Annotated in this window: 21 protein-coding genes and 3 tRNA genes; 13 read left to right on the forward strand and 11 right to left on the reverse strand. The window is 40.5% G+C overall.

Annotation, left to right across the window (positions count from 1 at the left end):
- Positions 1-253 precede the first annotated feature (253 nt).
- Together HMPREF0659_RS05770 and HMPREF0659_RS05775 are read left to right on the forward strand one after the other, a co-directional pair.
- Positions 254-335: transfer RNA gene (locus HMPREF0659_RS05770), tRNA-Leu, on the forward strand.
- Positions 336-407: 72 nt separating this feature from the next.
- A complete protein-coding gene (locus tag HMPREF0659_RS05775; RefSeq protein WP_044045906.1) occupies positions 408-845 on the forward strand; it encodes a hypothetical protein in 438 nt (145 codons plus the stop codon).
- A gap of 140 nt (positions 846-985) precedes the next feature.
- Here the strand turns inward: HMPREF0659_RS05775 and HMPREF0659_RS05780 are convergent, their stop codons facing one another.
- Complete coding sequence (locus tag HMPREF0659_RS05780) at positions 986-1,474, reverse strand: porin family protein (RefSeq protein ID WP_013264563.1); 489 nt, start codon at positions 1,472-1,474, stop codon at positions 986-988.
- Positions 1,475-2,023: 549 nt separating this feature from the next.
- A complete protein-coding gene (locus tag HMPREF0659_RS05785; protein WP_013264047.1) occupies positions 2,024-2,458 on the reverse strand; it encodes an HU family DNA-binding protein in 435 nt (144 codons plus the stop codon).
- Between the two features lie 980 nt (positions 2,459-3,438).
- Here HMPREF0659_RS05785 and HMPREF0659_RS05790 point away from each other — a divergent pair.
- The 9 genes from HMPREF0659_RS05790 (at position 3,439) to HMPREF0659_RS05830 (ending at position 11,866) form a co-directional block, all read left to right on the forward strand.
- Positions 3,439-3,516 (forward strand) — tRNA-Val (locus tag HMPREF0659_RS05790).
- Between the two features lie 45 nt (positions 3,517-3,561).
- Positions 3,562-3,636, forward strand: a tRNA-Val gene (locus tag HMPREF0659_RS05795).
- A 157-nt stretch (positions 3,637-3,793) separates the two neighbouring features.
- Positions 3,794-5,140 (forward strand): adenylosuccinate lyase, encoded by a 1,347-nt coding sequence (gene purB / locus HMPREF0659_RS05800; RefSeq protein WP_013264650.1) that lies wholly within the window; start codon positions 3,794-3,796, stop codon positions 5,138-5,140.
- Positions 5,141-5,279: 139 nt separating this feature from the next.
- Positions 5,280-6,824: a pseudouridine synthase gene (locus HMPREF0659_RS05805; protein ID WP_013264977.1), complete on the forward strand. Its 1,545-nt coding sequence runs from the start codon at positions 5,280-5,282 to the stop codon at positions 6,822-6,824.
- A gap of 140 nt (positions 6,825-6,964) precedes the next feature.
- On the forward strand, positions 6,965-8,356 hold the full coding sequence (gene asnS, locus HMPREF0659_RS05810; RefSeq protein WP_013264359.1) for an asparagine--tRNA ligase: 1,392 nt from the start codon (positions 6,965-6,967) through the stop codon (positions 8,354-8,356).
- A 111-nt stretch (positions 8,357-8,467) separates the two neighbouring features.
- A complete protein-coding gene (locus HMPREF0659_RS05815) occupies positions 8,468-9,127 on the forward strand; it encodes a YiiX/YebB-like N1pC/P60 family cysteine hydrolase (protein ID WP_013264918.1) in 660 nt (219 codons plus the stop codon).
- Positions 9,128-9,449: 322 nt separating this feature from the next.
- Positions 9,450-10,634: a hypothetical protein gene (locus HMPREF0659_RS05820; RefSeq protein ID WP_044046000.1), complete on the forward strand. Its 1,185-nt coding sequence runs from the start codon at positions 9,450-9,452 to the stop codon at positions 10,632-10,634.
- Positions 10,635-10,754: 120 nt separating this feature from the next.
- Positions 10,755-11,168, forward strand: a complete 414-nt coding sequence (locus HMPREF0659_RS05825; protein WP_146160285.1) for a hypothetical protein — start codon at positions 10,755-10,757, stop codon at positions 11,166-11,168.
- 152 nt (positions 11,169-11,320) lie between these two features.
- A complete protein-coding gene (locus tag HMPREF0659_RS05830) occupies positions 11,321-11,866 on the forward strand; it encodes a hypothetical protein (RefSeq protein ID WP_226893174.1) in 546 nt (181 codons plus the stop codon).
- Positions 11,867-12,401: 535 nt separating this feature from the next.
- On the opposite strand, the gene HMPREF0659_RS05835 is transcribed toward HMPREF0659_RS05830, so the two are convergent.
- From HMPREF0659_RS05835 to HMPREF0659_RS05860, 6 genes are all read right to left on the reverse strand, one after another.
- Positions 12,402-13,430 (reverse strand): Acg family FMN-binding oxidoreductase, encoded by a 1,029-nt coding sequence (locus tag HMPREF0659_RS05835; RefSeq protein ID WP_013264162.1) that lies wholly within the window; start codon positions 13,428-13,430, stop codon positions 12,402-12,404.
- On the reverse strand, positions 13,427-14,020 hold the full coding sequence (locus HMPREF0659_RS05840; protein WP_013264870.1) for a TetR/AcrR family transcriptional regulator: 594 nt from the start codon (positions 14,018-14,020) through the stop codon (positions 13,427-13,429). The genes HMPREF0659_RS05835 and HMPREF0659_RS05840 overlap by 4 nt, the downstream gene beginning before the upstream one ends.
- 483 nt (positions 14,021-14,503) lie before the next feature.
- A complete protein-coding gene (locus HMPREF0659_RS05845; RefSeq protein WP_013264210.1) occupies positions 14,504-15,388 on the reverse strand; it encodes a tRNA threonylcarbamoyladenosine dehydratase in 885 nt (294 codons plus the stop codon).
- Between the two features lie 199 nt (positions 15,389-15,587).
- Positions 15,588-16,448 carry a CvfB family protein gene (locus HMPREF0659_RS05850; protein ID WP_013264422.1) on the reverse strand — a complete coding sequence of 287 codons (861 nt, stop codon included), beginning with the start codon at positions 16,446-16,448 and terminating at the stop codon, positions 15,588-15,590.
- Positions 16,449-16,544: 96 nt separating this feature from the next.
- Positions 16,545-17,252 (reverse strand): ABC transporter ATP-binding protein, encoded by a 708-nt coding sequence (locus tag HMPREF0659_RS05855; protein WP_013263964.1) that lies wholly within the window; start codon positions 17,250-17,252, stop codon positions 16,545-16,547.
- An 84-nt stretch (positions 17,253-17,336) separates the two neighbouring features.
- Complete coding sequence (locus tag HMPREF0659_RS05860) at positions 17,337-19,454, reverse strand: cation:proton antiporter (RefSeq protein ID WP_044045908.1); 2,118 nt, start codon at positions 19,452-19,454, stop codon at positions 17,337-17,339.
- A gap of 738 nt (positions 19,455-20,192) precedes the next feature.
- On the opposite strand from HMPREF0659_RS05860, the gene HMPREF0659_RS05865 reads away from it, so the two are divergent.
- Positions 20,193-21,206, forward strand: coding sequence for an aspartate-semialdehyde dehydrogenase (locus HMPREF0659_RS05865; protein ID WP_013264068.1), 1,014 nt, complete (start codon positions 20,193-20,195; stop codon positions 21,204-21,206).
- A 203-nt stretch (positions 21,207-21,409) separates the two neighbouring features.
- On the opposite strand, the gene HMPREF0659_RS05870 is transcribed toward HMPREF0659_RS05865, so the two are convergent.
- Complete coding sequence (locus HMPREF0659_RS05870; protein ID WP_013264071.1) at positions 21,410-21,694, reverse strand: putative quinol monooxygenase; 285 nt, start codon at positions 21,692-21,694, stop codon at positions 21,410-21,412.
- A gap of 28 nt (positions 21,695-21,722) precedes the next feature.
- Complete coding sequence (locus tag HMPREF0659_RS05875; RefSeq protein ID WP_013264265.1) at positions 21,723-22,130, reverse strand: FMN-binding protein; 408 nt, start codon at positions 22,128-22,130, stop codon at positions 21,723-21,725.
- Between the two features lie 221 nt (positions 22,131-22,351).
- Here HMPREF0659_RS05875 and lipA point away from each other — a divergent pair, with 221 nt between their 5' ends.
- The gene (lipA, locus tag HMPREF0659_RS12415; RefSeq protein WP_013264810.1) at positions 22,352-24,175 is read left to right on the forward strand and encodes a lipoyl synthase; all 1,824 of its coding nucleotides are present in this window, start codon (positions 22,352-22,354) and stop codon (positions 24,173-24,175) included.
- 174 nt (positions 24,176-24,349) lie between these two features.
- On the opposite strand, the gene HMPREF0659_RS05885 is transcribed toward lipA, so the two are convergent.
- Positions 24,350-25,513 carry an OmpA family protein gene (locus tag HMPREF0659_RS05885; RefSeq protein WP_013264334.1) on the reverse strand — a complete coding sequence of 388 codons (1,164 nt, stop codon included), beginning with the start codon at positions 25,511-25,513 and terminating at the stop codon, positions 24,350-24,352.
- Between the last annotated feature and the right edge of the window lie 131 nt (positions 25,514-25,644).

Here is a 25,644-nt window from a genome sequence, read left to right on the forward strand (position 1 = left end):
CGCATAGTCGGTTATTCGCAAAACCAGCCCTTTCATGCTCATAAGGTATCGTGATAACATTAGAACTCAAGGAGATATTTTACTCAGCAACCAAACCTTCTTCGCAAAGATATATATTTATTTTCACTCATAAACAAATAGTATAAGATTATTTACTAACAAAAATCATATAGGCAGAAAAGGTGTATAAGAGAAAAGAAATTCCCAAACATTTGGCTATATCCAAAACATTGCGTATCTTTGCAGTCGTTATGCGCCTGTGGCGGAATTGGTAGACGCGCTAGACTTAGGATCTAGTAACTTACGTTGTGCAGGTTCGAGTCCTGTTAGGCGCACTGAAATAAGAACCGGATAATTAGTAATCAATTATCCGGTTTTTTCTTTTATAAAACCTTATTCAACCCGAGATGGTATATAAGCAAAGCCTTCAGGAGTGGATAGACAGTTTTCAGACAGCTGATGTTCACACTACCGACCGCCACATTACAGACTTCTCAAAACAGGAGATATCCAAGAAAGAATGGATAAAGAAGAGCTTTCTTATAGCAGAAAGCTGTATTGAATATATCAAGAATACGGACTATCGCATATTCGTTTACATTGGTTTTGATCTGAAAAACAGACGTAAGCCTTTTATTCCAGACACATTAAGTTTAGGAACAATGGACAAATGGACACCTCCTTTCATCATCCTTTCCAAGACGAGAATGGAAAATGAAGAAAGCTATACTACCTCCGACATACTCAGCAAAAGTCTACAAAGAAAAGTATTCTATTGGCAATATAAAGAAAAAGGACTGTATCTTTCAAATGTCTATATTGCGATAGAAGAACCAAAAGCATAAAAACTTACCCCTCTATGAGTAAGAAAAACCACCACCGTAGTTTATCTTAAACAAAACAAACAGGTCCTAAAAGCCCATCCGTTGACCTTAGCCAAGAGGCTATAGCCTAACACGGAGCTTTTAGGACCTGCCTTATATCTTTAGAACTTGTAAGCTACACCTACACCAAGTAGCAACTGGTTGTAGTTGCTAATAATCTGATACTTCAACTCAGCGTTTACGCTCAAGTCCTTAGTAAGCTCATACTCTGCACCACCACCGAGGTTTACAGCGATACGACCATCTGAACCCTCACTTACAGCAACATTTGGAATTTCATACTTGTATGACCAGTTTGTATAGCCAAGACCAGCAACTGGATATACCTTAAATTTGTCTGCTACATCAAAGAGGTAGTGAACATTTGCATTGATATCCCACATTGAGATACCCTGATTCTTGAAGAAGTAGTCAAAAGAAGCCTCACCTCTAATCTGATCTGTGAAGTAGTACTGACCCTTAACACCAAGACCGATGCTGTTTGTCTTTGAACCAAATACGAGCTGTGCACCTACTGCCTTATCGCCTGCCTGCGCTGAAGCTGAAAGACTCATAACTGCAGCACATACTAAAAGTAAAAGTTTTTTCATTTCTAATTATTGTTATGTTAAAAAAATAAGTTTATTTAGAGTGAGGACATCTTACAAAAAGAATGGTTATAAAAACCTATCAGCTTATTATTTCTGATTAACAGAATAACTAAAATTGAAAAAATGTCCTTTTATAAAACGATTTTTAGAGTATTATCCCTAATAGTTTTAAATTTCTTATTATATCCGCGATAAACGAATTCTAACCTCATACACAATCTATTCAATCTGTATATATAGAGGAAGTACTTTATTTCCGAGTGCAAATATATACAAAATACTTTTAACACCAAAGAAAAATAGCACAAATCTTACGAAAACAAGAACAATAAAGAGGAAATGTTAAATATTTTGGAGACTAAATGATAGATATCATCTTTCAGTTTGCTTATTATCTACATAAACGAAAGACGAATATCCAAAAGTATAACAAGCTTCTGCCTAATTCCTTTATCACTGGAGAAAACAAAAACTCTTGACTTTATACATAAAGCCAAGAGTAATCTTATAAAAATGCGAGTTAACCCCAACACATTTTATAGAAGGGGATTAATCATCGTCTTCATCATCATACTCAGGCTCTGCCCACTCCACACGTGCACCATAAGCAAGGGTCTGATTTTTCTTTCCTGTACGAGCATTTCGTGTACTGGTAGGAACGAAGCGACACTTTACATTCTTAATATGTTTCTTGATATCGAAGTCGTCAGGATTGTCAACGGGGTCACTCTCTACTGTCAGATGAAACCTCCCTAACCCCTCAAGTGCTACCGTTTCGCCCTGACGAAGACGATAAGAGATTTCGTCAATCAAAGCTATAACAAGTCCTCGCACGTCACCACGTGAGAACGAGGTATTCTCCTGAATAGAATCAGCAAGGTCATCGGTCGTTACAACTCCAGTGCTAACAGTACGAGCATACCATTTACCAGCTCCTTTCTTATCCTTGAACTTACTCTGTTCCAGTCTTATTTCTACTGACATAATCTTCTACTTTTCATTCCTTATTATATAACACAATGCAAATATAATCAAAATAAACAATTCACGCAAAACAAAATAAACTATTTTACGAAAACTATCCATGCCTTCTACCAACAAAGCAAACAATTATATTATAAGTAGAAATAGGTTCTTCCGTTAAATGTGTGGATGACTTTCGTGGTTTCTTAACAAAAAAATCGGAGTTACTCATTAATAAAAGTCATAGCTAAGACTATCAAATTACTTATTTTATTAATCGCCTTCTGACATAGAAAACCCTTTCTATTTAACACCTCAATTACGTAGACATGACTTTGAAAAATCATTACATAACATCAAATAAAACATCTATAAATAAGGATAAAAACGCATATAAAAAGCAAGTCTGCAACCAAAAGGAAATCAATTAGTTATAAAGCAACAAAGCTAAAGATGCTCAATTGGACTTCAAAAGGGCGTTAGTAAGACTTCAAAAGGGCACCTTTTGCAAGTCTAATAGGCGTCTTTAAGAAGCCAAAAGAGCATGTATAGATTTTGAATTGTATGAAAAGAGTTTACAAATAGCAAACAATAAGGGAATAAGCTGTTCGTAGAAGACGAATAAAATAGTATCAATTTGTATTTATCGCCAACTTTATCCTCCTTTGAAAGCCTGTATAATTTGGTATAGTAATACCATACAAGTGTATAAGTCTTTATCCACCTAACACGCTAGCTATATATTTAAAGGAAGAACCGAAAAAGCAATCAAGAGTCTACCCATTCATAAGAGAATCTACCAATTTATAAAGTACATTACCGACACAACAAGCCATCACCCTCATATTATTTTCGAGAAAATAATTCATTAGATATAAATGAATTGAAGAAGAAAGTCTCTTAACAGCAAGCTAAAATGAGATTTTCAACTAAATTATTTGCCATTTGTTTGCGAGAATAAAAAACTTTCCTTACCTTTGCACCCGCCTTACAAAAGTAAGGGGCGTTTAGCTCAGCTGGTTTAGAGCATCTGCCTTACAAGCAGAGGGTCGGCGGTTCGAATCCGTCAACGCCCACCAAGGGGTGTATCCCTGTAATCTCTTGGGGTTGCAGGGTATTTTAAAGGGCGTTTAGCTCAGCTGGTTTAGAGCATCTGCCTTACAAGCAGAGGGTCGGCGGTTCGAATCCGTCAACGCCCACCTTTAAAACTTAAAATTGATGACTTTGCAACATTGTTGTAAAGTCTTTTTTGTTTTATTCAGCTTTAATCTGCCACCTTTTTGATATTATTATTATTATTATTTGCGCTATTACTGAATTTATTGTTAAATTTGCACCATATTAATAAATAAAATTATGACCCTTGACGCATTAACAGCCGTATCGCCTATTGACGGACGCTATAGAAGTAAAACGGAAAGTCTTGCTGACTATTTCTCAGAGTACGCACTTATCCGTTATCGTGTTCGCGTAGAAATTGAGTATTTCATCACGCTTTGCGAGTTACCATTACCACAATTGGAAAGCTTTAACAGCGCCCTCTTTGAACAGTTGCGCGACATCTATCGCAACTTTGATGAGGCTTCGGCAGCACGTGTAAAGGAAATTGAGAGCATCACCAATCACGATGTAAAGGCGGTTGAATATTTCATCAAAGAGGAGTTTGACAAGATTGGCGGACTCGATGACTACAAGGAGTTCATCCACTTCGGACTGACTTCACAGGACATCAACAATACAAGTGTGCCATTGTCTGTAAAGGAAGCTCTCGAAGAAGTATTCTATCCACAGGTTGAGGAGCTGATTGCGCAACTGAAGGAATACGCTGAAGCATGGGAAGACGTACCAATGTTGGCAAAGACACATGGTCAGCCAGCCTCTCCTACTCGATTGGGCAAGGAAGTTGAGGTTTATGTTTATCGTCTCAGTGAACAGCTCGCAACCTTACGCAACTGCAAGATGACAGCTAAGTTTGGTGGTGCTACAGGTAACTTTAATGCGCATCACGTAGCTTATCCACAGCATGATTGGCGTGCCTTTGGCAATCGCTTTGTCAGTGAGAAATTAGGATTAGAACGTGAGCAGTGGACTACACAGATTAGCAACTACGACCACTTAGGTAGCGTGTTTGATGCCATTCGTCGAATCAATACCATCATCATCGACCTTGACCGCGACTTCTGGATGTACATCTCAATGGAGTATTTCAAGCAGAAGATTAAGGCAGGAGAAGTTGGTTCAAGTGCAATGCCACACAAGGTAAACCCAATCGACTTCGAGAATAGTGAGGGTAACCTCGGTGTAGCAAATGCAATCTTACAGTTCTTGGCACAGAAGTTGCCAGTAAGTCGTCTGCAGCGTGACCTTACAGACTCAACAGTCTTGCGTAATGTTGGCGTTCCTGTTGGACATAGCGTTATTGCAATACAGAGCACATTGAAGGGTCTTCGCAAACTCATCCTCAACGAAGAGAAGTTGAGAGAGGACCTTGAAAACACATGGGCAGTTGTGGCAGAAGCCATTCAGACCATCTTACGCCGTGAAGCCTATCCACATCCTTACGAGGCATTGAAGGCACTCACTCGCACAAACGAGAAGATGACAGAGGAGACAATACACGCATTCGTGCAGACACTCAACGTCAGCGACAGCGTGAAAGCCGAACTAATGGCAATCACTCCATATAACTATACAGGAATTTAACAATTCCTATAGAGTCAAAGAAGAAGAAATTAAACTGAGTATCTCCTTTAAACGGAGTTCGATATTTTAATAAAACAACAAAAAAGTAATAACAAATTGGCCGTGAGGCCAGTAGTATCAAATTAAAAGTAAAACAATTATGGCAGAAGAATTCGAGAACAAAGAAGTTCAGTCTGAGCAGAATGAGAACAGCCGCGACGGCTATTCAGCAGCCGAACAAGGCGGCTATCAAAGAGAGTACCGTGGCACAGGACGTACACAACGTCCACGTATTCACAGCCAACGCGCTTACAGCAGCGACAAGGCTAATAGCAGTAATGACGAAGGCGGATTCCGTCCAGAGGGCTTCGGCTCTGGCTTACAGAGTGCAGGTCGTCCACAGCAGGGTGGCTATCGTCCACGTCAGAACAGCTATGGTGGCGGATATAACAACAACCGTGGTGGTTATCAGAGCCGTCCACAGCAGGGTGGCTATCGTCCACGTTACAACAGTAATGGTGAGGAAGGCGGTTACCAGCCACGCCAGCAGGGTGGATACAACCGTGGTGGATACCAAAGTCGTCCACAGCAGGGTGGCTATCGTCCACGTTACAACAATGATGAGAATGGCTATCAGCCACAGGCTTATCGTCCACGTTACAACGCCAACAATGGTGCTGAGGGCGAGGAGAACAACAACTATCAGGCAAATCAGGGCGGTTACCAGCCACGTCAGGGTGGATACCAGCCTCGTCAGCAGGGTGGTTATCAGAGTCGTGGCGGATACAACAATAACCGTGGTGGTTATAACAACAATCGTGGTGGATACCAGAGCCGTGGTGGATACAACAATAACCGCGGTGGTTATAACAACCGTGGCGGATACAACCAGGGTGGTTACCGTCAGCATAGTACTGATTATGATCCAAATGCAAAGTATTCACTCAAGAAGCGTATTGAATACAAGGAGGAGAACTACGATCCAAATGAGCCAATCCGCTTGAACAAGTACCTTGCTAATGCTGGTGTTTGCTCACGTCGTGAGGCTGATGAATTCATCCTTTCAGGTGCAGTAACCGTAAATGGCGAGGTTGTAAAAGAGCTCGGTAGCAAGGTTATGCGTACTGATGAGGTGTACTTCCAGGACAAGTTGGTTTCATTGGAGAAGAAGGTTTACGTTCTTTTGAACAAACCAAAGGATTATGTTACTACAAGCGACGACCCACAGCAGCGTAAGACTGTTATGGACCTCGTGAAGGGTGCTTGTCCAGAGCGTATCTATCCAGTTGGTCGTCTTGACCGTAACACAACTGGTGTACTGCTCCTTACTAACGATGGCGACCTTGCTTCAAAGCTTACTCACCCTAAGTTCTTGAAGAAGAAGGTATATCACGTATTCCTCGACAAGGCTATTACAGCTAATGACTTGCAGAAGATTTCTGACGGTATTGAGTTGGAAGATGGCGAGATCAAGGCTGACGCAATCGAATATGCTGACCCACAGGATCAGACTCAGGTTGGTATTGAGATTCATAGCGGTAAGAACCGTATCGTACGTCGTATCTTCGAGAGCCTCGGCTATCGCGTCGTAAAACTCGACCGTGTACAGTTTGCTGGTTTGACAAAGAAGAACGTACGTCGTGGTGATTGGCGCTTCCTCACTGAGAAGGAAGTTGACATGCTGCGTATGGGTGCTTTTGAATAAAATAGAAATCTCCCCAAACCTCTCAAAAGAAGTGGATGTGAGAGCCCAAGCAATGCTATTATTGAGGCATTAAACTGATTGGTAAACAACATTCCTCTCCTTTTGAGAGACTTGGGGAGTACCTAATTATAATATAGCAAATGAAAAGAACAAAAATCGTCGATGCACTTGCTTGCACCGATTTTGGTAAGGATATCAACGTAAAGGGTTGGGTTCGTTCTCATAGAAGCAGCAAGGCTGTTGACTTCATCGCCTTGAATGATGGTTCTACGATTAAGAACATCCAGGTTGTAGTTGACCCTTCGACTATCGACGAAGACAAGCTGAAGAGCATCACAACGGGTGCTTGTATCAGCGTTATTGGTACGCTCGTAGAGAGTCAGGGTGCTGGTCAGACCTCAGAGATTCAGTGCAAGGAGATTGAAATCTACGGTCTCTGCCCAAGCGACTACCCTATGCAGAAGAAGGGACAGAGTTTTGAGTACATGCGCAAGTATGGTCACATGCGTCTTCGTACCAACACCTTCGGTGCTGTGTTCCGTATTCGTCACAACATGGCAATCGCTATCCATCAGTATTTCCATGAGCATGGTTTCTATTATTTCCATACTCCACTGATTACAGGTAGTGATGCTGAGGGTGCTGGTAATATGTTCCAGGTGACTACACTCGACCTTGACCGCGTTGCAAAGGGTGGCGAGGTTGATTATAGTGCTGACTTCTTCGGTAAGCGTACTAACCTTACTGTGTCAGGACAGTTAGAAGGTGAGTTAGGTGCTACTGCACTCGGTGCTATCTACACCTTCGGTCCTACCTTCCGTGCTGAGAATTCAAATACTCCACGCCACTTGGCTGAGTTCTGGATGGTTGAGCCTGAAGTTGCCTTCATCGACAAGGACGAACTGATGGATCTTGAGGAAGACTTCATCAAGTACTGTGTTCGTTGGGCTTTGGAGAACTGTAAGGACGACCTTGAGTTCCTCAATAAGATGATTGATAAGGAGCTTATCGCTCGCTTGGAGGGTGTATTGAAGGAAGACTTCGCTCGTCTTACTTACACAGAAGGTTTCGAGATTCTTCAGAAAGCTGCTGCTGACGGTGTGAAGTTTGAGTTCCCTATCACTCACTGGGGTATGGACCTCAGCAGTGAGCACGAGCGTTACCTCGTTGAGGAACACTTCAAGCGTCCTGTAATCATGACCGATTATCCAAGTGAAATCAAGTCATTCTATATGAAGAAGAATGAGGACGGCAAGACAATGCAGGGAACTGACGTACTCTTCCCACGTATCGGTGAGATTATCGGTGGTTCAGTTCGTGAGGAAAGCTACGAGAAGCTGGTTGAAGAGATTGAAAGCCGCGGTATGAAGCGTGACATTTACGACTGGTACCTTGATACCCGTAAGTACGGAACCTGCCCACATGGTGGTTTCGGTCTCGGTTTCGAGCGTCTCATCCTCTTCGTTACTGGTATGCAAAACATCCGTGACGTAATCCCATTCGCACGTACTCCTAAGAACGCAGAGTTCTAACATAAAACACAAAAGGCGACTATCCCCCAAAAGATAGTCGCTTTTTTATTTACCAATAAGAACACTCTCGACGAAACTTAAAACATAACACATACATAAAAGTAAATTATCATGAAACTTAATAAAATCCTATCAAACCTCATCTTATTACTCCTTATTCTCTTAGTCAGCTGCTCTACAGACTCCTTCCAAGATGAGGACATATCGTTACGTAACTTGCACGAAGGCGACCTCATGTTCGTTGTGAAGGAGACAAGCAACCCTATCACAGATGCGACGCAAGGTATTAATGGACTAAAGATTGACCACGTGGCAATCTTCCATCATACAGATAGTGCCGATTATGCTTTAGAAGCTTACGGCAAAGCGGTGTCACTTACGCCTCTTACCAACTTCCTCAATCGTACCAAAGGAAAAGAAGGAAAGCCACTCATTGCAGTAGGTAGAGTCATCGTCGACTGTGACATGAATACTTCTATGAAGCGAGCATTAAGCTACCTCGGTCGACCATACGATCGTTTCTACATGCCTGATGACAAAGAAATCTATTGTAGCGAATTGATTCAGAAATCATTTGTCGACCACCATGGTCTTCCTATTTTTTCAACAATCCCAATGTCTTTCCACGATAACAACGGAAAAATCTTAGATGCGTGGACTCAATTCTATGCCTTCTATCATCATGAAGTACCAGAAGGAGAACCCGGAACCAACCCAGGACAACTGTCTCGTGACAAAGCCGTAAAGGTTAATTACAAATTAGAAAAATAAAATAGAGATTTTACCGTTAAAAAGTATTTATTTCGTTTTTTTTTGTTATTTTTGCAATTGGGTGGGATAAAAATTCTAAACACGTTGCAGAAAAGAGGCGTTATGCTTATATCTCTTCAGTCCAAAATCTGAGAAATTCCGACAACGGACGAAAACTTGTATGATAGTTCTCACGTATAGCATGAGTTATTTTGTATATATCTGTTCGATTTGTCTTTTTCAGGACTATGGATGGGGAGATATTAACATACTCAGTTCTGCGCTTCTACCTTTATTTATAAATATGTTTCCAGCGAAACTGGGAGAAAAAAACAACTTTCCTATGATACAAAACGTCTTTGATGAACTAACCAAACAGCTTAGAAAGAATATAGAAGCTCAAGACTATTACAAATCTATTGTCACCGAGATAAGAATAGGATATAATGCAAATGCAAATGTGATACAACTCATGCATCCTTCTCAAGTTTTAGACTTAAGAACCGAAGACCTAATTTTCCCCGACCGAGAATGGGATATAGACAAAGAGTTTGAAGAAGCAATTGCAATCTATTTCACATTCTCGATGAAAGCAGATAAGAAAGAACTTCAACTATTTCAAGAGCTAGATATAAGAAAATATTTCAAAGAAATAAAAGACTTTGGAATAAGAGCATATGCTATTGACTGTGGGAAAGACTATAACAAGGCTGCCACCTACGTTAATATAATTCTTGAAAAAGTTTATAATGTATCCGAGGGAAGTACAATTACAATAGAAACAAGTGATTTTAATAATATAGAAAGTGCTAAAATCTGTAAAGAGTCTTTAACCGTTCCATACAAAATCACGGGTATTGCTACAAGAGTGAAAGAACAAAAAGAGGATACTCTCAGCAATGAAACACCTCTTCCAGAAATAAGTGATAAGACTTATAATAGACTTTTATTTGGTGCAATTTCTATAATTATCTTGATTCTTATAGTATTCATTGTAAACATGACTCAGAAAGAAACCCCAACAACAGATGACATTAGAGCGGCAACACAAGATACAACCCTATACGTAGATTCTGCAAGCACAGCCCCATTTGGAGTAGTAAGTTCTAATAGCGAAACTTCTATTTCGACTCAAGAAACTGCTTCAGAACCTGAACAAAACCAAGTTATAGGGAAATGGATAGAAACAAGTTATGGTAATAATGGAGCAACATGGCTTTTAGAAAAAGAGGCTAGTACAGGTAGACTCTTGTTAACTTCAAGACTTGGTGACATTATACAATCATACAACTGTACAAAAAGAAGAATTAAAGGCAATAATAGTTATATTTTTCATGACCCTAACGTCAGTGGAAATAATGGATTATTTAGCATGAGAAAAGGAACTACAATCTACTATATTTCAGGCTTCGACAATAATTCAGATGCCATTCTTGTCCCAACACAAGACGGATCTGCCAAGATATATTCAAATGACATCGATAATCGCTATTATGAGCTTTTTAGCGATCTTAGTTCAGTAAATTAAATTAAGCATATGAATCATATAAGATGCCCCCACTGTAAATCAATGTTATCTATCCCAGATGAATATCGGAAAGACAAACAATTGCAATGTAGCCATTGTGGCGAGATTTTTAATAACTACATGATTAAAAAGAAAAAACAGCAGTCAAAAGTTGATAAGTTTTTAATTACTTTTGCTATTTTCCTAACTTTATGGGGGGTAAAAGCCTGTATAGACAGCCAACCTAGGAGTTCAAAAAACAGCGTAGACAACCAATATGAAAGTTCTATTAGCATTGGTGATAATGTAGAAGTAATAAAAACAACCATAGGTCTCATTGATGAAGCAAGTGTGGATGAGTTTGGAAATGCTGCTGTTGCTGGTGACGCAACAGGAGTAGACCAATTAATAATAACAGGAAAAGGTAGACAAATTCCCGCAGGCGAACAAGGGAAGGTAATAAAGCGCACTGTGTCAGCAGATAGAATTAGACTTAATGATGGTACAGCATGGTGGATTCCGATATCAGCAGATTTAAAGAAAATCAATGAATAAAAAGCCACTATCACAGAACGATCAACTTGTGACTTTCGAACTTAGTTAAAATTAATAAACTTTCAAGTAATGTCACCTAAAAGACTTGACATGAGACACTACAATTTCTATATTTGTAACGAATATTAAATATTTAATTAAATCCAGTTACAATGAGAAAACTATCTTACGTAGACTTCCTTGTTTCGAAAGCGAAACAAAGACTTGTCCTTCTTTTCCTATTACTAATTCCAATAGCAGCATTCTCACAGAAAGGGACATTTAGGACCTTAATGCAGATTCAAGGAACAGGACTTTCTAAAGAATTTAAGCCTTACGAACTCTGTTGCGACTTAGGTTACAATATTACCGATAACCTATATGCAGACCTTAGATATGAGAACGCTATCGCTCTCTTTAAAGAAAATGGAGTTAAAGACTATGCTCATAGTCATATTGTTGGCTTAAATCTTGGCTACATAGTCTATCACACAGAGAATTGTAATATTGGTGCACAAATCGGATATGGCAGTAATATGAAACGAAAAAATAGTGATTGGAAATATGACTACTATGAGGCAATGGCATTCACCGACTTAGGAACTTGTAAAATCAAGCCAAGATTCGGATTGGGCATCCGCCATTACAACTCACGAACAAATCTCTACAAAGACCGAACTGTCGTCTTTGTAAGTATAGGATTTGGAATTAACTGGTAATAATATCCCTTATAACTTCCCTGCAGTTTCACTGAAAACACAGGTTATTCTATAAGTTACTCCCTATCACAAAGAGCCATGTGCATAGGGAGTTTACCCTCCGCACCATTGGTGCTAAGCATCCGCACAATATGTGCTAAGCATTAACACCACAAGTGCTGAGCATTAACACGTAACTTATAACTTCGTATTATAGCTCTCTGTCATTGGCATACAGCGTTTTTATTAACATTGTACTGTTCTACAAATTAGAGATATGAAAGTGGGGGTTAACAAGACAACATTATAAAATAAAAGTTTGCTGTCATTCCTATCACTCTATTATTAGATATAAAGTACTGATAATAAACACAGTACCAAGAGTGTTAAAAATGACAGCAAACTAAAACAAAAAGATAATTGGGGATTAGCTCAATTATAAATACAAACGTGATGGACAAATATTAGGCAGACAATTCTAACCTACTAAATATCCACCACGCCAAAGATTTTGATGATTCACCTATATCAAAAACTTACTTCATGCTTCTCGACTTTAATCTGCAGGAAGAATACATGACCTATAATCGCGTCTTAGCGAATAAGGCATTTTCTTTCCATAGCCTAACCTTATAAGAATAGTCGGGTATTCGTTAGAGATTTGAAGTTGCTTTACCATTTCTTTTGTAATATCATTTTCCTCATTAGGCTGATTGAGATAAGCATTTGCAATACCCATCTGCGTTGAACGCAGTAATATCCGTTCCAAGGTTCTGCCAAGTGCAACCCACTGTTCAACTGTATTATCTTTTGTTGTAAAAAGTACAAAATGAGATGCTGAAGCTATCTTTTTCCGATCACCTTTATTCTGCGTTTTCGCGTTGATAGCCTTTGACATGATAAATTTTGCCAAGAATAGAGGAACATTTGGTGCACCAAAAGTAGCATAACTCAATCCATCTCTTGTATTATTCTGATATTTCTTATTATAACGCATCCACTTTGTCAGCTCTGATTTAAAAGCTTCATTATTCATTTGTAAGCTATTACCAGCATAAACCATATTAGCAACCTTTTCATAATCAACAGTTCCCCTTTTGTAAAAATAAATAGAAATAGAGGGGTCATTAGAAGTGGCTTTAAGTAGATTAATGCTATCTTTAGGAATTTCTTTTCCATCATAAACACTTCTATTTGTTTGTCTTACTGCGATTTGAGAGAACAATGAAGATTCAAATTGCTTTTTCTTATCTTTTGTAAGTAGAACTCGAATAAAGGAGTCCTTAATAACTTTAACTTCGGTCTGATATTCCTTTTCCTGAGCAGCAATACAAAGATTCTCTGTCGCGCAGCCTAAGCTAACAAATAACTCTCGATGACTTGGGTCGACGACAGGTAACTCTTTTGACAAATCAGGGTATATATCAATTTCTGACTCTCTGATTTTAAACAACCAAGGCTGTGTGTTATGCCCAGAAGGAGCCTTGCAAGCATTCTCAATCATAAACAGATAGTCTGGATTCTGTGCCATTATATTATCCATAAATCCCATAAAAATAACAAATACAATAATTACTTTTCTCATTCTTGAATACTTTTTATCCATAAGTCAACTATCATTCCTACCCCTTTCATTATCTCATTCCAGCCCTTATCAGTTTGCAAAGAAATACCGTTATATGACAAACATTGGTCTTCAATCAAAGCTAAATAGCTGATAGCAGCCGAGAGTATACTGGCTAAAGAGGCAACCTCTGTATTAGAACAACCTGTTAATGTACTTACCAGTTTGATTAGACTACATCCATTTTCTTCACGTTTATCTCTAAGCTGCTCAATGCTTGTGTTGTTACAGGACAGTTCCCACCTACACAAACGTCGTAGAGTTACATCGTTTCGTAATTGCTCGATCTGCTTACGGAACATATTCTTTATACTGTCTCCTACAGATTGAGGATTGATAATAACAGTACCTGTATTAGCCCAATAATCCTTCTGCATTATAAACTGTGCAATTAACTCTTCAAGTCCACCAAAATACCTATATATCAGCATCTTCGAAACATTAGCTTTTGAAGCTATTGTATTGATACCAAGCTTCTCGAATCCTTCGCTTTCTACGATACTTGCGACAGCTTCGAGTATTCTACTTTCTGTTTGTTCTCGATTCTTCATTCTATTATTTGTTTATGTTACCAATTGGTAACCGCAAAGATAAGTTACCCAACGGTAACATTGTAATAATCTTCAAGTTATCATTGCTTTTTTCATGTTATTTAACAACAAGATTGATAAAATAACAATTTTATAGACAACACTATTATCAATTTAGGTGGTAAAACAAAGTTGTGAGTTTACAAAACAGGTTCTTGAATTCAAATCAGTTCTTAACTACTAAAATAGCAAACTTATAAAACATAACGATAACTCTCACTCATAGGTGTTCAGGAGTTCATTAACATAGCATGATTATAAATGAAGTTAGATTTTAAAAAGACAACATTATAAAATAAAAGTTTGCTGTCATTTCTATCACTCTATTATTAGATATAAAGTACTGATAATAAACACAGTACCAAGAGTGTTAAAAATGACAGCAAACTAAATTAAAAAAACTCTAACTTATGGAGCTATTTTCTACGCCAATTTCATAAAACATTACTTATCTGCTGCAGCCTTCTCAGCCTTAAGGCGTTTATGCTCTTCCAGCATCTTTGCAGCACGCTCATGGGCGATACGAGCAGGCTCGCTTGTAGCCTCATCTTCAGGACGGATACGCATAGTGTTGGCAAGATTAACAAGATCTTTCACAGCTTCTCCACCTGCAATAAGTCCAGCCGCAGCTGGTACCCACGCATTAGAACTTGGAATAGTATGACGGTCAGTACACTTACGCATATCCTTATCGGGACAGATACAATGAAAACGACAAGATATTTCTGGTTGTTCGATACTCTCAAGCGGTTCTTCAGGACTGTATACTACCTTAAGATGCTTTATCTTCGTCTTACGAAGTTTCTTACGAATCACCTTTGCCAATGGATCGTTGATAGTCTTGAAGATGTCAGTCACACGGAACTGTGTGGCATCAAGTTTATAAGCAGCACCCATACAAGAAAGCAATGGGATATTCATTTCATGACAACGATAGATAAGATCAAGCTTAGCTGTTACAGTATCAATACAATCAATGACATAATCATAATGAGAGAAGTCGAACTGATCAGCATTATCAGGCAAATAGAATGTCTGATATTTCCGCACGATACATCGTGGATTGATTGAGTGAATGCGCTCTTCAGCGACATCTACTTTATGCTTTCCCACTGTTCGAGTGGTAGCAAGGAGTTGTCGATTGACATTCGTTAGACAGACACGGTCGTCATCAATAACATCAATAGCTCCCACGCCACTACGTGCCAATACTTCTACTGCATATCCACCAACACCTCCAACACCGAAGACAGCGACACGACTACCATTAAGCGTGTCGATAGCGGGCTTACCAAGAAGAAGTTGGGTTCTTGAAAATTGATTCTGCATTGTTTTATTATTATCCTTTATTTAGAGTGCAAAGATAGTGCAAATGAGAACAAAAGAAAGCTTACATTCACTTTGTTGAGTGCAGCCTATCTTATGCAAAGATAGTGCAAATGAAAACAAAAGAGAGCTTGTTCTCATTTTGTTGAGTGCAGCCTATCTTCTACAAAAGTACGAAAAAAATTGAGAAAAAGAGTCAATTCTACTTTACTAAACGTATTGACAGGGGGTCAACCGTAATCAAATGGCGTTTATAGAGGTCTCCAACAGCTCGTTTATACACCTTCTTTGATACCTGAAAACGGCGTTTAATATCCTCTGCTTCACTCTTATCACCAAGATCACATACTCCATCGTTATCTTTCAGATATTGAAGCAGGACCTCTGCAAAGCCTTCCGCATGCTGTTGACCTGTTGGTTGAAGTGTACAATCAATCTTACCATCACGACGAACCGTTGAGATATAACCCTTTAAGCGATCACCAGTATGAACATATTGGAACACCTGATCCTCATAGATAAGGCCTGGATACTTATTATCGACAATAACTTTGAAGCCAAGGTCGGTCTTCTGCCATATCAACAAGTCAACTTCCTGTCCATGCTTATAACCTCGCGGCTGTTCATCAAGATAATGCTCAACCTTTGCAGATGCCACAAGGCGATAGCTCTCTTCATCAAGATGAATATAAACAATATAGCTATTGCCAATAGTCATACGCTTCTTCTGTTCACGGAAAGGACAGAAGAGGTCTTTCATCACACCCCAAGAGAGGAATGCACCATACTCATTTACCCATGAACACTCCAAGTAAGCGAAGTCGCCTACCTGCGCCAAAGGTTCTTCAGTAGTAGCAATCGGGCGTTCATCCTGATCAAGATAAACGAATACTTCCAGTTCATCCCCAATCTCAGTTCCCTCTGGCACATATTTTTGAGGCATGAGTATCTCACCAGCCGGTCCACCATCAAGGTAGATTCCGAATGGATCACCATTGCCTTCACGTAAGGCAATCTTCAGTACTGTGAGCGTATTGTATGCTCCAAGCTTTATTTTAGACATAATAACCCTTTATAGTTGAAGACAAGATAATTTCTTATAAGACAAAGTAACATAAGAACAACATTCTTTAAGTAACTGACTTATCATTCTAAGAATCTACTCATTCTCTATCTTGATAGTAGCACTCCCCTCCTTTCGGAGGGGCTGGGGGAGGCTTTCTATCAAGCCATCTTTAAGATGTATCGTTCTATCTGTTATCTGTGCAAGACCCTCATCGTGTGTAACGATAACGAAAGTCTGACCGAACTTATCACGGAGATCGAAGAAGAGCTGATGTAACTCCTGCTTGTTTTTCGAATCCAAACTACCCGAAGGCTCATCAGCAAGGATGACAGCAGGGTTGTTCACCAACGCACGAGCTACTGCCACACGCTGCTTCTCACCACCAGAAAGTTCGTTAGGCTTATGATTAGCACGATCGCTCAAGCCCATAAATTCCAACAGTTCTTCGGCACGCTGACGTGCATCCTTATTCTTCTTGCCAGCAATATAAGCAGGAATCATAATATTCTCAAGAGCTGTAAACTCAGGAAGAAGCTGATGAAATTGGAAGACAAAGCCTAAGTGCTGGTTGCGGAAATCACTCAACTTACCGGCTGACAGGCTGCCCACGTCAATACCATCCACAACAACAGAGCCACTATCTGGCTTGTCCAGCGTTCCAAGTATCTGTAACAAGGTGGTTTTACCAGCTCCAGATGGACCAACAATACTGACAACCTCTCCCTTTTCAATACGAAGGTCAATACCCTTCAACACTTGAAGCGAGCCAAAGCTTTTAGTTATGTTCTTAATATCTATCATATTCTATTCTTTTATTGGGGCTATTAGGCTTATTGCCCTAATTAGCCTAATTAGCCTAATTAGCCTAATTAGCCTAATATCCTCTTACACCTTATTATGAATCCACTCTCTTACAGCCTCATAAGCACTGCGTTCCTCCGTGTGTTGTGGCTGAGCAAAGGTCATGTCATCCATCTCACTACCATACTGATCTGGGAAGATAATCATGATTGTCTTACCTTTAATAAACTTATTCAGTTCTTCAGGAAGTCTTTCCATTGCCGTCTTATAAGATATCGTACCCTTACGTGCTGTCACTATGACAAAGAGGTGGTCCTCTCGAACCTGCGAACCAAGCGTTGGCAATTCCTTCCAATGCGCCATCTCTTCATATTCAGCCCTAACACTTGGGAAGCGATTACGAATAAATTCATTGACAAGTTGCAACGTTTCGTTACGTCCATGGAATGCTATACGACACTCCAAGTTGCCTGCCATACGTGCCAATCGTTCCAACCAACGATAAAAACCCGGTTCAAACTCAGCCCGAGAAGGGATTGCCACCTGTATTCTGCGAATTGTATTCAGTGGTTGTAAGATACGTGTCACGATAATCTGACGGCTCAAACCATTGTATAGACTTCGCGTAAATTCTCCCCAAAAGCTACGATTAATCTCCTTATGGAAGTGTAATCCCATCAGAATCTCTGACGCTTGAAACTCTTTAAAAGCATGTTTTATACCATTGGCAATATTTGCTGCAACACGTACCTGCGTCACCATCGGTACATCTGACGCACTCGCCAAATGGCAAAGATGGTCCAACAAACGCTGTCCCTCCGCCTGATTATGGCGCATATTCACATCATCATATACCACATTCAATGCCACCAACTCTCGTTTCAAACGTGGATTACGCATCAATGTAGCCATGGTTATGAGGTTATCAGAATACTCTGGATACTTCACTGGAATAAGAATCTTCTCATCATCGAGGTTCTTCATCATATTCTGATCTTCCTTTTCCTGCAAACGGAGGCGTTGTGCAGCACGTTCTGTAATTACAGTTGAGATGACACAGGTAAAGAGTATCATGATTACTATTCCATTCAGCACCTCGTCACCAAAGAGATATTGACCTGGTGCCACCTCTAATCTACGCCCTACCATCACCATCGCAATAGCACCAGCTGCATGGGCGCTGGTCAAACCAAACATCATGTGACCAGCCAACCAAGACATACGGAAGATACGAGCTGCCACATAAGCTGCTACAGCCTTACCCAAAGTACCGAAGAAGACGATACAGAATACAACCCAAAGTATCTTACTTCCTGCAAAAAGCAAGCGTACATTAATCAGCATACCAACTCCGATAAGGAAGTAAGGAATGAAGAGTGCATTACCTGTAAACTCTATACGGTTCATCAATGGAGATACCTTTGGCACAAATCTGTTCAATATCAAACCTGACATGAACGCTCCAAAGATTCCTTCTAACCCCACTGCATCCGACAATGCTGCCGAGAGAAACACCACTGCAAGGATAAAGATAAACTGCATCACAGCGTCTGAATATCGACGAAGGAACCAACGTGTCACACGTGGTATCACCATAATCAAGCCCACACAATAAGCCACAAATTTCAGAATGAATAGTAGCCAAAAGAGTATACCACCATTGCCATGAAACGAATTGACGATGGAAGCCATGACTATCAAAGCCATAAAGAGCGCCATCATAGACGAACCCACGCTCAGCGTCGAACTCGTATGTCGTGTCAATCCGTATCGTCCCACTATCGGATAGGCTATCAACGTATTAGAAGCCATGATTGCCGCAAGCAGAAGCGATGCCAGAGGGATATAGCCCAAAAGACTGACACCCATAAAATAGGTCATTGCAAAGGGGATAAGGAAGGTCAACATACCGAAAATCATCACCCTATTACGGTTTTTCTTCAGTCCCTCCATATCCATTTCCAGACCTGCAAGGAACATGATATAGTACAGTCCTACACGTCCAAAAAGTTCAAACGAGGCATCACGCCCAAGAATATTCAGTCCATATTTTCCAACAAGGACACCTGCCAACACCATACCAATGATATGTGGAATACGCAGTCGTCCCATGATGATAGGCGAGAGCAATATCATCAGCAAAACAACAAAGAAAATCAATGTCGGGTCGGTTATCGGGAAATATTGAGATAAATTCAGCATGCGTATCTATAAATTACTGTCTGCAAAGTTACGAAAAAACTTTGGCAACCGACTAATAATACCTCTCTAATAAGGGTTCTTCCGTTAAATGTACAGATGCTTTTCCTATAGTTTCAACGAAAGAACCGAGGTTACTCATTTAACAAGAACATAGCTAAGACTCTCAACTTCCTTCTATATTATCGTCCTCCGTCACAGAAAACCTTTTCATCTAAATCCGTCAAAAACACAGAAAAGACTCTGAAAAATCATTACATTAACTCAATTAGACTTCCTTCAAAATCAAGTAAAAAGCCACATAGAAAGCGACTTTACAACCAACAGAGAATCAAATAGTTATAAAGCAGCAAAGTAAAAGGTGCTTAATTGGACTTCAAAAGGACGTTAGTAAGGGTCTTAAAGGGCACCTCTTGCAAGTCAATTAGGCGTCTTTAAGAAGCCAAAAGAGCATGTATTGGTTTTAAGTTACGCGAAAATAGTTTACAAACACCAAAGATGTGAAAACAAGTGGTATTGTCTTTAAAAAGTGTATAAACCTTTATCCTATTCCTATCTATGCCTTTAATGGAAGAATCCTAATAAACCTATATAATCCTCACAAAATGACAGAAAACAACGATACACAACAGATTATATCTATCGAAACAGAAAAAAGACTAACATACCGTTGTTTGTCTTAGGGAAAAATAGTATATTTGCAACTACGAATAGGTTCGTAAACAATTAAAGATAAAAGATATGAAAGTAGCAATTGTTGGTGCCAGTGGTGCCGTAGGTCAGGAGTTCCTGCGCATCTTAGCTGAGAGAAATTTCCCAATGGACGACCTCGTTCTCTTTGGTTCAGAGCGTTCAGCGGGTAAGAAATACACATTCAAGGGTAAGGAATACGAAGTAAAACTGCTCCAGCATAACGATGATTTCAAGGATGTAGACATCGCCTTCACAAGTGCGGGTGGTGGTACATCAGCCGAGTTTGCCGAGACCATCACAAAATATGGTGCTGTGATGATTGACAACTCAAGCCAGTTCCGTCAGGATAATGACGTGCCATTGGTTGTTCCAGAAATCAATGCTGAGGATGCTTTGAACCGTCCACGTGGCATCATTGCCAACCCTAACTGTACTACCATTATGATGGTTGTCGTATTAAATCCTATCGATAAGCTCAGCCATATCAAGAAAATACATGTCAGCAGTTATCAGAGTGCTTCTGGTGCAGGTGCTGCTGCTATGGCAGAGTTGCAACAACAGTACAAGGAACTTGTTGAGACTGGCGAAGTGAAGACCATCGAGAAGTTCCCACATCAGTTGGCATACAATGTCATTCCACAGATTGATAAGATGACAGAGAACGACTATACAAAGGAAGAGGTGAAGATGTTTAACGAGACACGTAAGATTATGCACTCTGATGTTCGCACTTCTGCTACCTGCGTTCGTGTGTCTTCTCTCCGTAGTCATTCAGAGGCAGTATGGTTCGAGACCGAGCGTCCACTCTCTGTTGAGGAGATTCGTGAGGCTTTGAAGGCTGCTCCTGGTGTTACGGTTGTTGATGATCCACAGAACTATGTCTACCCTATGCCACTCGAGAGTGCTGGTCACGATGACATCTATGTGGGTCGTATCCGTAAGGACCTTGCCGATGACAATGGTAATACACTCTGGCTCACTGGCGACCAAATCCGTAAGGGTGCTGCATTGAATGCAGTACAGATTGCGGAGTATTTGATTAAGGTTGGGGATGTAAAGTAAGGGCTGGCCCCTCCCCCAACCCCTCCCCCATAGGGAGGGGAGTGATTACCGAAAAAGGATAAGGGTTTGCTAAACATAAAGAAAGAGCGTATCAAGAAGATTAAAGACTCCTTGATACGCTCTTTTAATTTAGTTTCTTTACCCCACTCTTCGACTAAATAGTCAACGACTAAAGAATAATGAAGAGAGAAGATTATTTGTGATTAGCGCTCAAACTGCTCAATGCTTAAGCCACCATCTGTCAACTTTTCTAATTCAGGAACAATACGAGTGAAATGTTCTGAACGAGCATGACGAGTCAAACAAGCCTTGTCCGCCCATGTTTCACAGAAAAGGAAGACACCTGGTTGGGTTGTGCTCTCAAACAAATCGTAACCCTTATTTCCTTCATCTTTACGTGAAAGTTCTACTAATTCATCTGTAAGAGCTTTCACTTGGGCAGTTGTTACACCAGCCTTTACCTTGAAAAAAGCATTTAATCTAATCATATCTTCTATGTTAATAGTTAACTAACTCTTACTTATTCTTCTTATAGTAAGCTACAGCAGCAGCTATATTCTCCTTCACAGCACGTGATGTATAGGTAGCTCCGGTCACACCATCAAGACTCTCAGCCTTAGCTGCTTTTGACAGTTTCATGCCATTAAACTTTGGAAATAACCCCTGCTTCACCTTATCATAAAACTTAGGACCTTCACGATTAGGCAAAGCCTCAACCTTGATAACCTTATTATTCTTAATATAAACCTCTACTGGTGTTGCACCCTTAAATCCCTTTACATTTGAACAGAGGCTGGTCGTATTGACAACGTAGGTGCCATCTGCCTGCTTATACATTACCTTATCCTGCTGCACTGCAGCAAAAGCAACTCCTGTAGTTAGTACTGCTACGGCTGCTACTGATACGAATTGTTTTTTTAACATAACCTATTACCTTTATTTTAACTGATAAATTCGACTACAAATGTACGAAAAAGTATAAGAGCGATGATTGCTTTTTGCATTTTTTAAGAGTTGCTTATTAGCCTTATTGGGTCAATAAGGCTAATAAGACTAATAGTGCCCTCCTCACTATTTTCCCAACTTTCTTCTCTCTTTAATTATTTTATTTGTACATTTGTTCCCATAAACAATCAATACCAACGATGAAATATATACTACTACCTAAACCAGATACTATTCATCAACTCCCCTTCTACTTTGCAGTAGAAGAATATGTAGCACGGCATTATACCGATGACGACTACTTTATGGGCTGGCGTGTGAACCCTACAGTTATGTTAGGACGCAATCAGTTGATTGACAATGAGGTTAATACCGACTACTGCAAAGAACACAAGATTGATATTTTCAGACGGAAAAGTGGTGGCGGATGTATCTATGCCGACAAGGGTTGCATACAATTTTCTTATATTTCATGTGCCGTCAATGCCAACGAAGCCTTTGCTGATTATATGCAACGAATGGCAGACTTACTAAAAGGACTGAAGATTGACGCACAGTTATCGGGTCGAAATGATATTCTCATTAACGGTACAAAAGTATCGGGATGTGCTTTCTATCAACTGTCTAACCGTAGTGTTCTGCACAACTCCCTACTCTTTGACACCCAACTTGACCATCTGTCTAATGCACTCACACCTGCAAAAGAGAAACTACAAAGCAAAGGTGTAGCGTCTGTCAGACAACGAGTGACGAATGTTGCGACCTATATACAGTTAGATATCTTGGCTTTTATGGACTATGTACGACAGGAAATGTGCGGTACTGAGGTCCTCGAACTAACGGAAGAAGACATGAAAGGAGTTGCAGAGATAGAGAAAGAACTATCTTCTGACGACTTTGTTTATGGTAAAAATCCAAAATACTCCCTCGTTCGAAAGCATCGTTTTGAAGGTGTCGGAACACTTGAAGCCCATATTGAACTAAAGAATAACATCATTGGAAGTATCAATATGGTGGGTGATTACTTCCTTCTTGGCGATATCGATCATGATTTCCTCAGCCTACTTAAAGGTTGTGAGTTCACGAGAGAGGCGGTAGAAGAGAGATTGGAAAACATAGATCTATCCACTATTATCCGTGGTTTGAAGCTGCGACAGTTCCTCCGTCTGCTCTTTGGACGTGAGCCACACGTGATGAAACCAAAGTGGCTTAAGATTGACCTCACATCGAAGAAGTCGACTGGTGAGACGGCTGGTATCCTTGCCAAGCATCATATGAACACTATCTGTACGAGTGGACTCTGCCCAAATCGCTCGGAATGTTGGATGGCACGTACGGCAACTTTGATGATTGGCGGTGATATCTGTACACGAAAGTGCCGTTTCTGTAACACGTTAAGTGGCAGACCCAGACTGCTCAACCCTGACGAGCCACGTCGTGTGGCTGAGTCAGTGAAAGCTCTTAAGCTACGTTATGCCGTTATCACCTCTGTTGACCGTGACGACCTACCCGATTATGGTGCAGCCCATTGGATAAAGACCATCGAAGAGATACGCCGATTAAACCCTGACACAAAGATTGAACTGCTCATTCCTGATTTCATGGGAAAGGCTGACCTCATACGACAAGTCATGGCAACACACCCCCACGTAGCAGGACACAACATGGAGACAGTGCGTCGCCTCACGCCATCCGTACGCTCAGTGGCACGCTATGAACGCAGTTTAGAAGTGCTGAGAGAGATAGCCAACTGTGGTATCACTGCCAAGACTGGCTTCATGCTCGGCTTAGGTGAAACCCACGACGAAATCTTAGAGACAATGGACGATATTCTTTCAACAGGTTGTCAACGCCTCACACTCGGACAATATCTCCAGCCTACTGCCGAACACCTGCCCGTCAAAGCCTATATCACACCCGAAATGTTTGCTGAATATAAACGGATAGCCTTAGAGAAAGGTTTTAAGCACGTGGTTAGTGGTCCGCTTGTTCGTTCGTCTTATCACGCTGCAGAAGGGGTTTAAGCCATTGCTTTCACGATGAGGGACACAAAGGGACATCGATAAAAGAACTGGTATTGGGCTTATTAGTCCCATAAGCCTAATAAGCCCAATTACTCCTATCATCATAACAAAAAGTAGGGATACACGCTCGTGTATCCCTACTTGCATTTAAGAAATATCTTGATTGAACTTATTTTATTCCGTAATCTGAACCGTTGCACGACGGTTGAAAGAGATAGGAGACAAGGTCTCTACTCCACCCTTACCAACAGTCGTAATCTTATTATTCTCAATACCCATCTTAACAAGTTCGTTGGCAACTACTGTTGCACGACGCTCAGACAGTTTTTGGTTGTAATCAGCAGAACCCGTTGCGCTGTCAGCATAACCAGTCACAAGGAGATTGTTATTATTATCCTTAGCATACTTCGCCAATGCCTGTACGTTTACGAGATCTTTCTGAGAAGCAATCGTAGACTGGTTGATTTCGAAGAAGACTGAAACAGGAGTTGTTACCAACTGTTTCACAGACTCTGAAACAGTCTCAACAGGCTTCTGATTTGCCAATTCATTACGAAGACGTGTATTCTCTTCCTCTGCATCCTGAAGGCGTGCATTCAGTGCATCGAGAGCTGCCTGATGCTGTGTATTGATAGCTTCCATATCTGGACTCTTCTTCCAAGTACCCTTACCAATATTGAAATTCAAACCAATTTCTGCATAAAGGTTATTGTCATGTGACTCCCATCCACGACGCTCATTATTAGCATATGCAGCACCATCAAGGTCGCTTTCATAACGGTTCCAACCAGCTTCAAGATAGACACGCATTCCCTTGCTCACCCTCCAAGAAGATTGAAGACCTGCGCTCAGTCCCATTGCATAACGGTTAGCCGACATAGAACGACCAACACCTGCACCAGCAAAAGGAATCAGATTCCAAACACGGTTCTCATTGTAACCGCAAAGGAGGTTGCTCAGATTGAACATTACCTGCTCCTGCGCAATCCAATACTTGTTGCTGTTATCAAGCTGAGAAGCAGGATTACTGTCAGCACCGACACGCTTGCCCCAGATACCTTGTATCTTTGTACGAAGACCGATACCCGGTGTGAACCACTTACCAATGGCGAAAGCTGCACCCGGCTTTGAACGGAAATCCTTCAACGGACTGATTGCTGCATCACGCCCATGCTCTTGGTTAGAATACCATGCGTTCCAGTCTGCACCAAGTTGTACGAACCAGTTGCTCCAAAACGAGTTGGTAGCAACGCTATACTTCTCAGTGAGCACCTCATCTTGGGCAAAACCGGTCATAGACACACCAGCCAATGCCAAAACTATCAATAACTTTTTCATAATCTTATTATTTAACGATCTTAACCTATTCTGCTCCTTTATTGCTGACAATGATTCCCAGCAATACTAAGTCTGTTCACAAAGATAGTAATTAAAATCTATCAGGGTCGGTTTTTTCTAAAAAATACTAT

It is taken from the genome of Prevotella melaninogenica ATCC 25845, from assembly GCF_000144405.1.
Lineage (GTDB): Bacteria > Bacteroidota > Bacteroidia > Bacteroidales > Bacteroidaceae > Prevotella > Prevotella melaninogenica.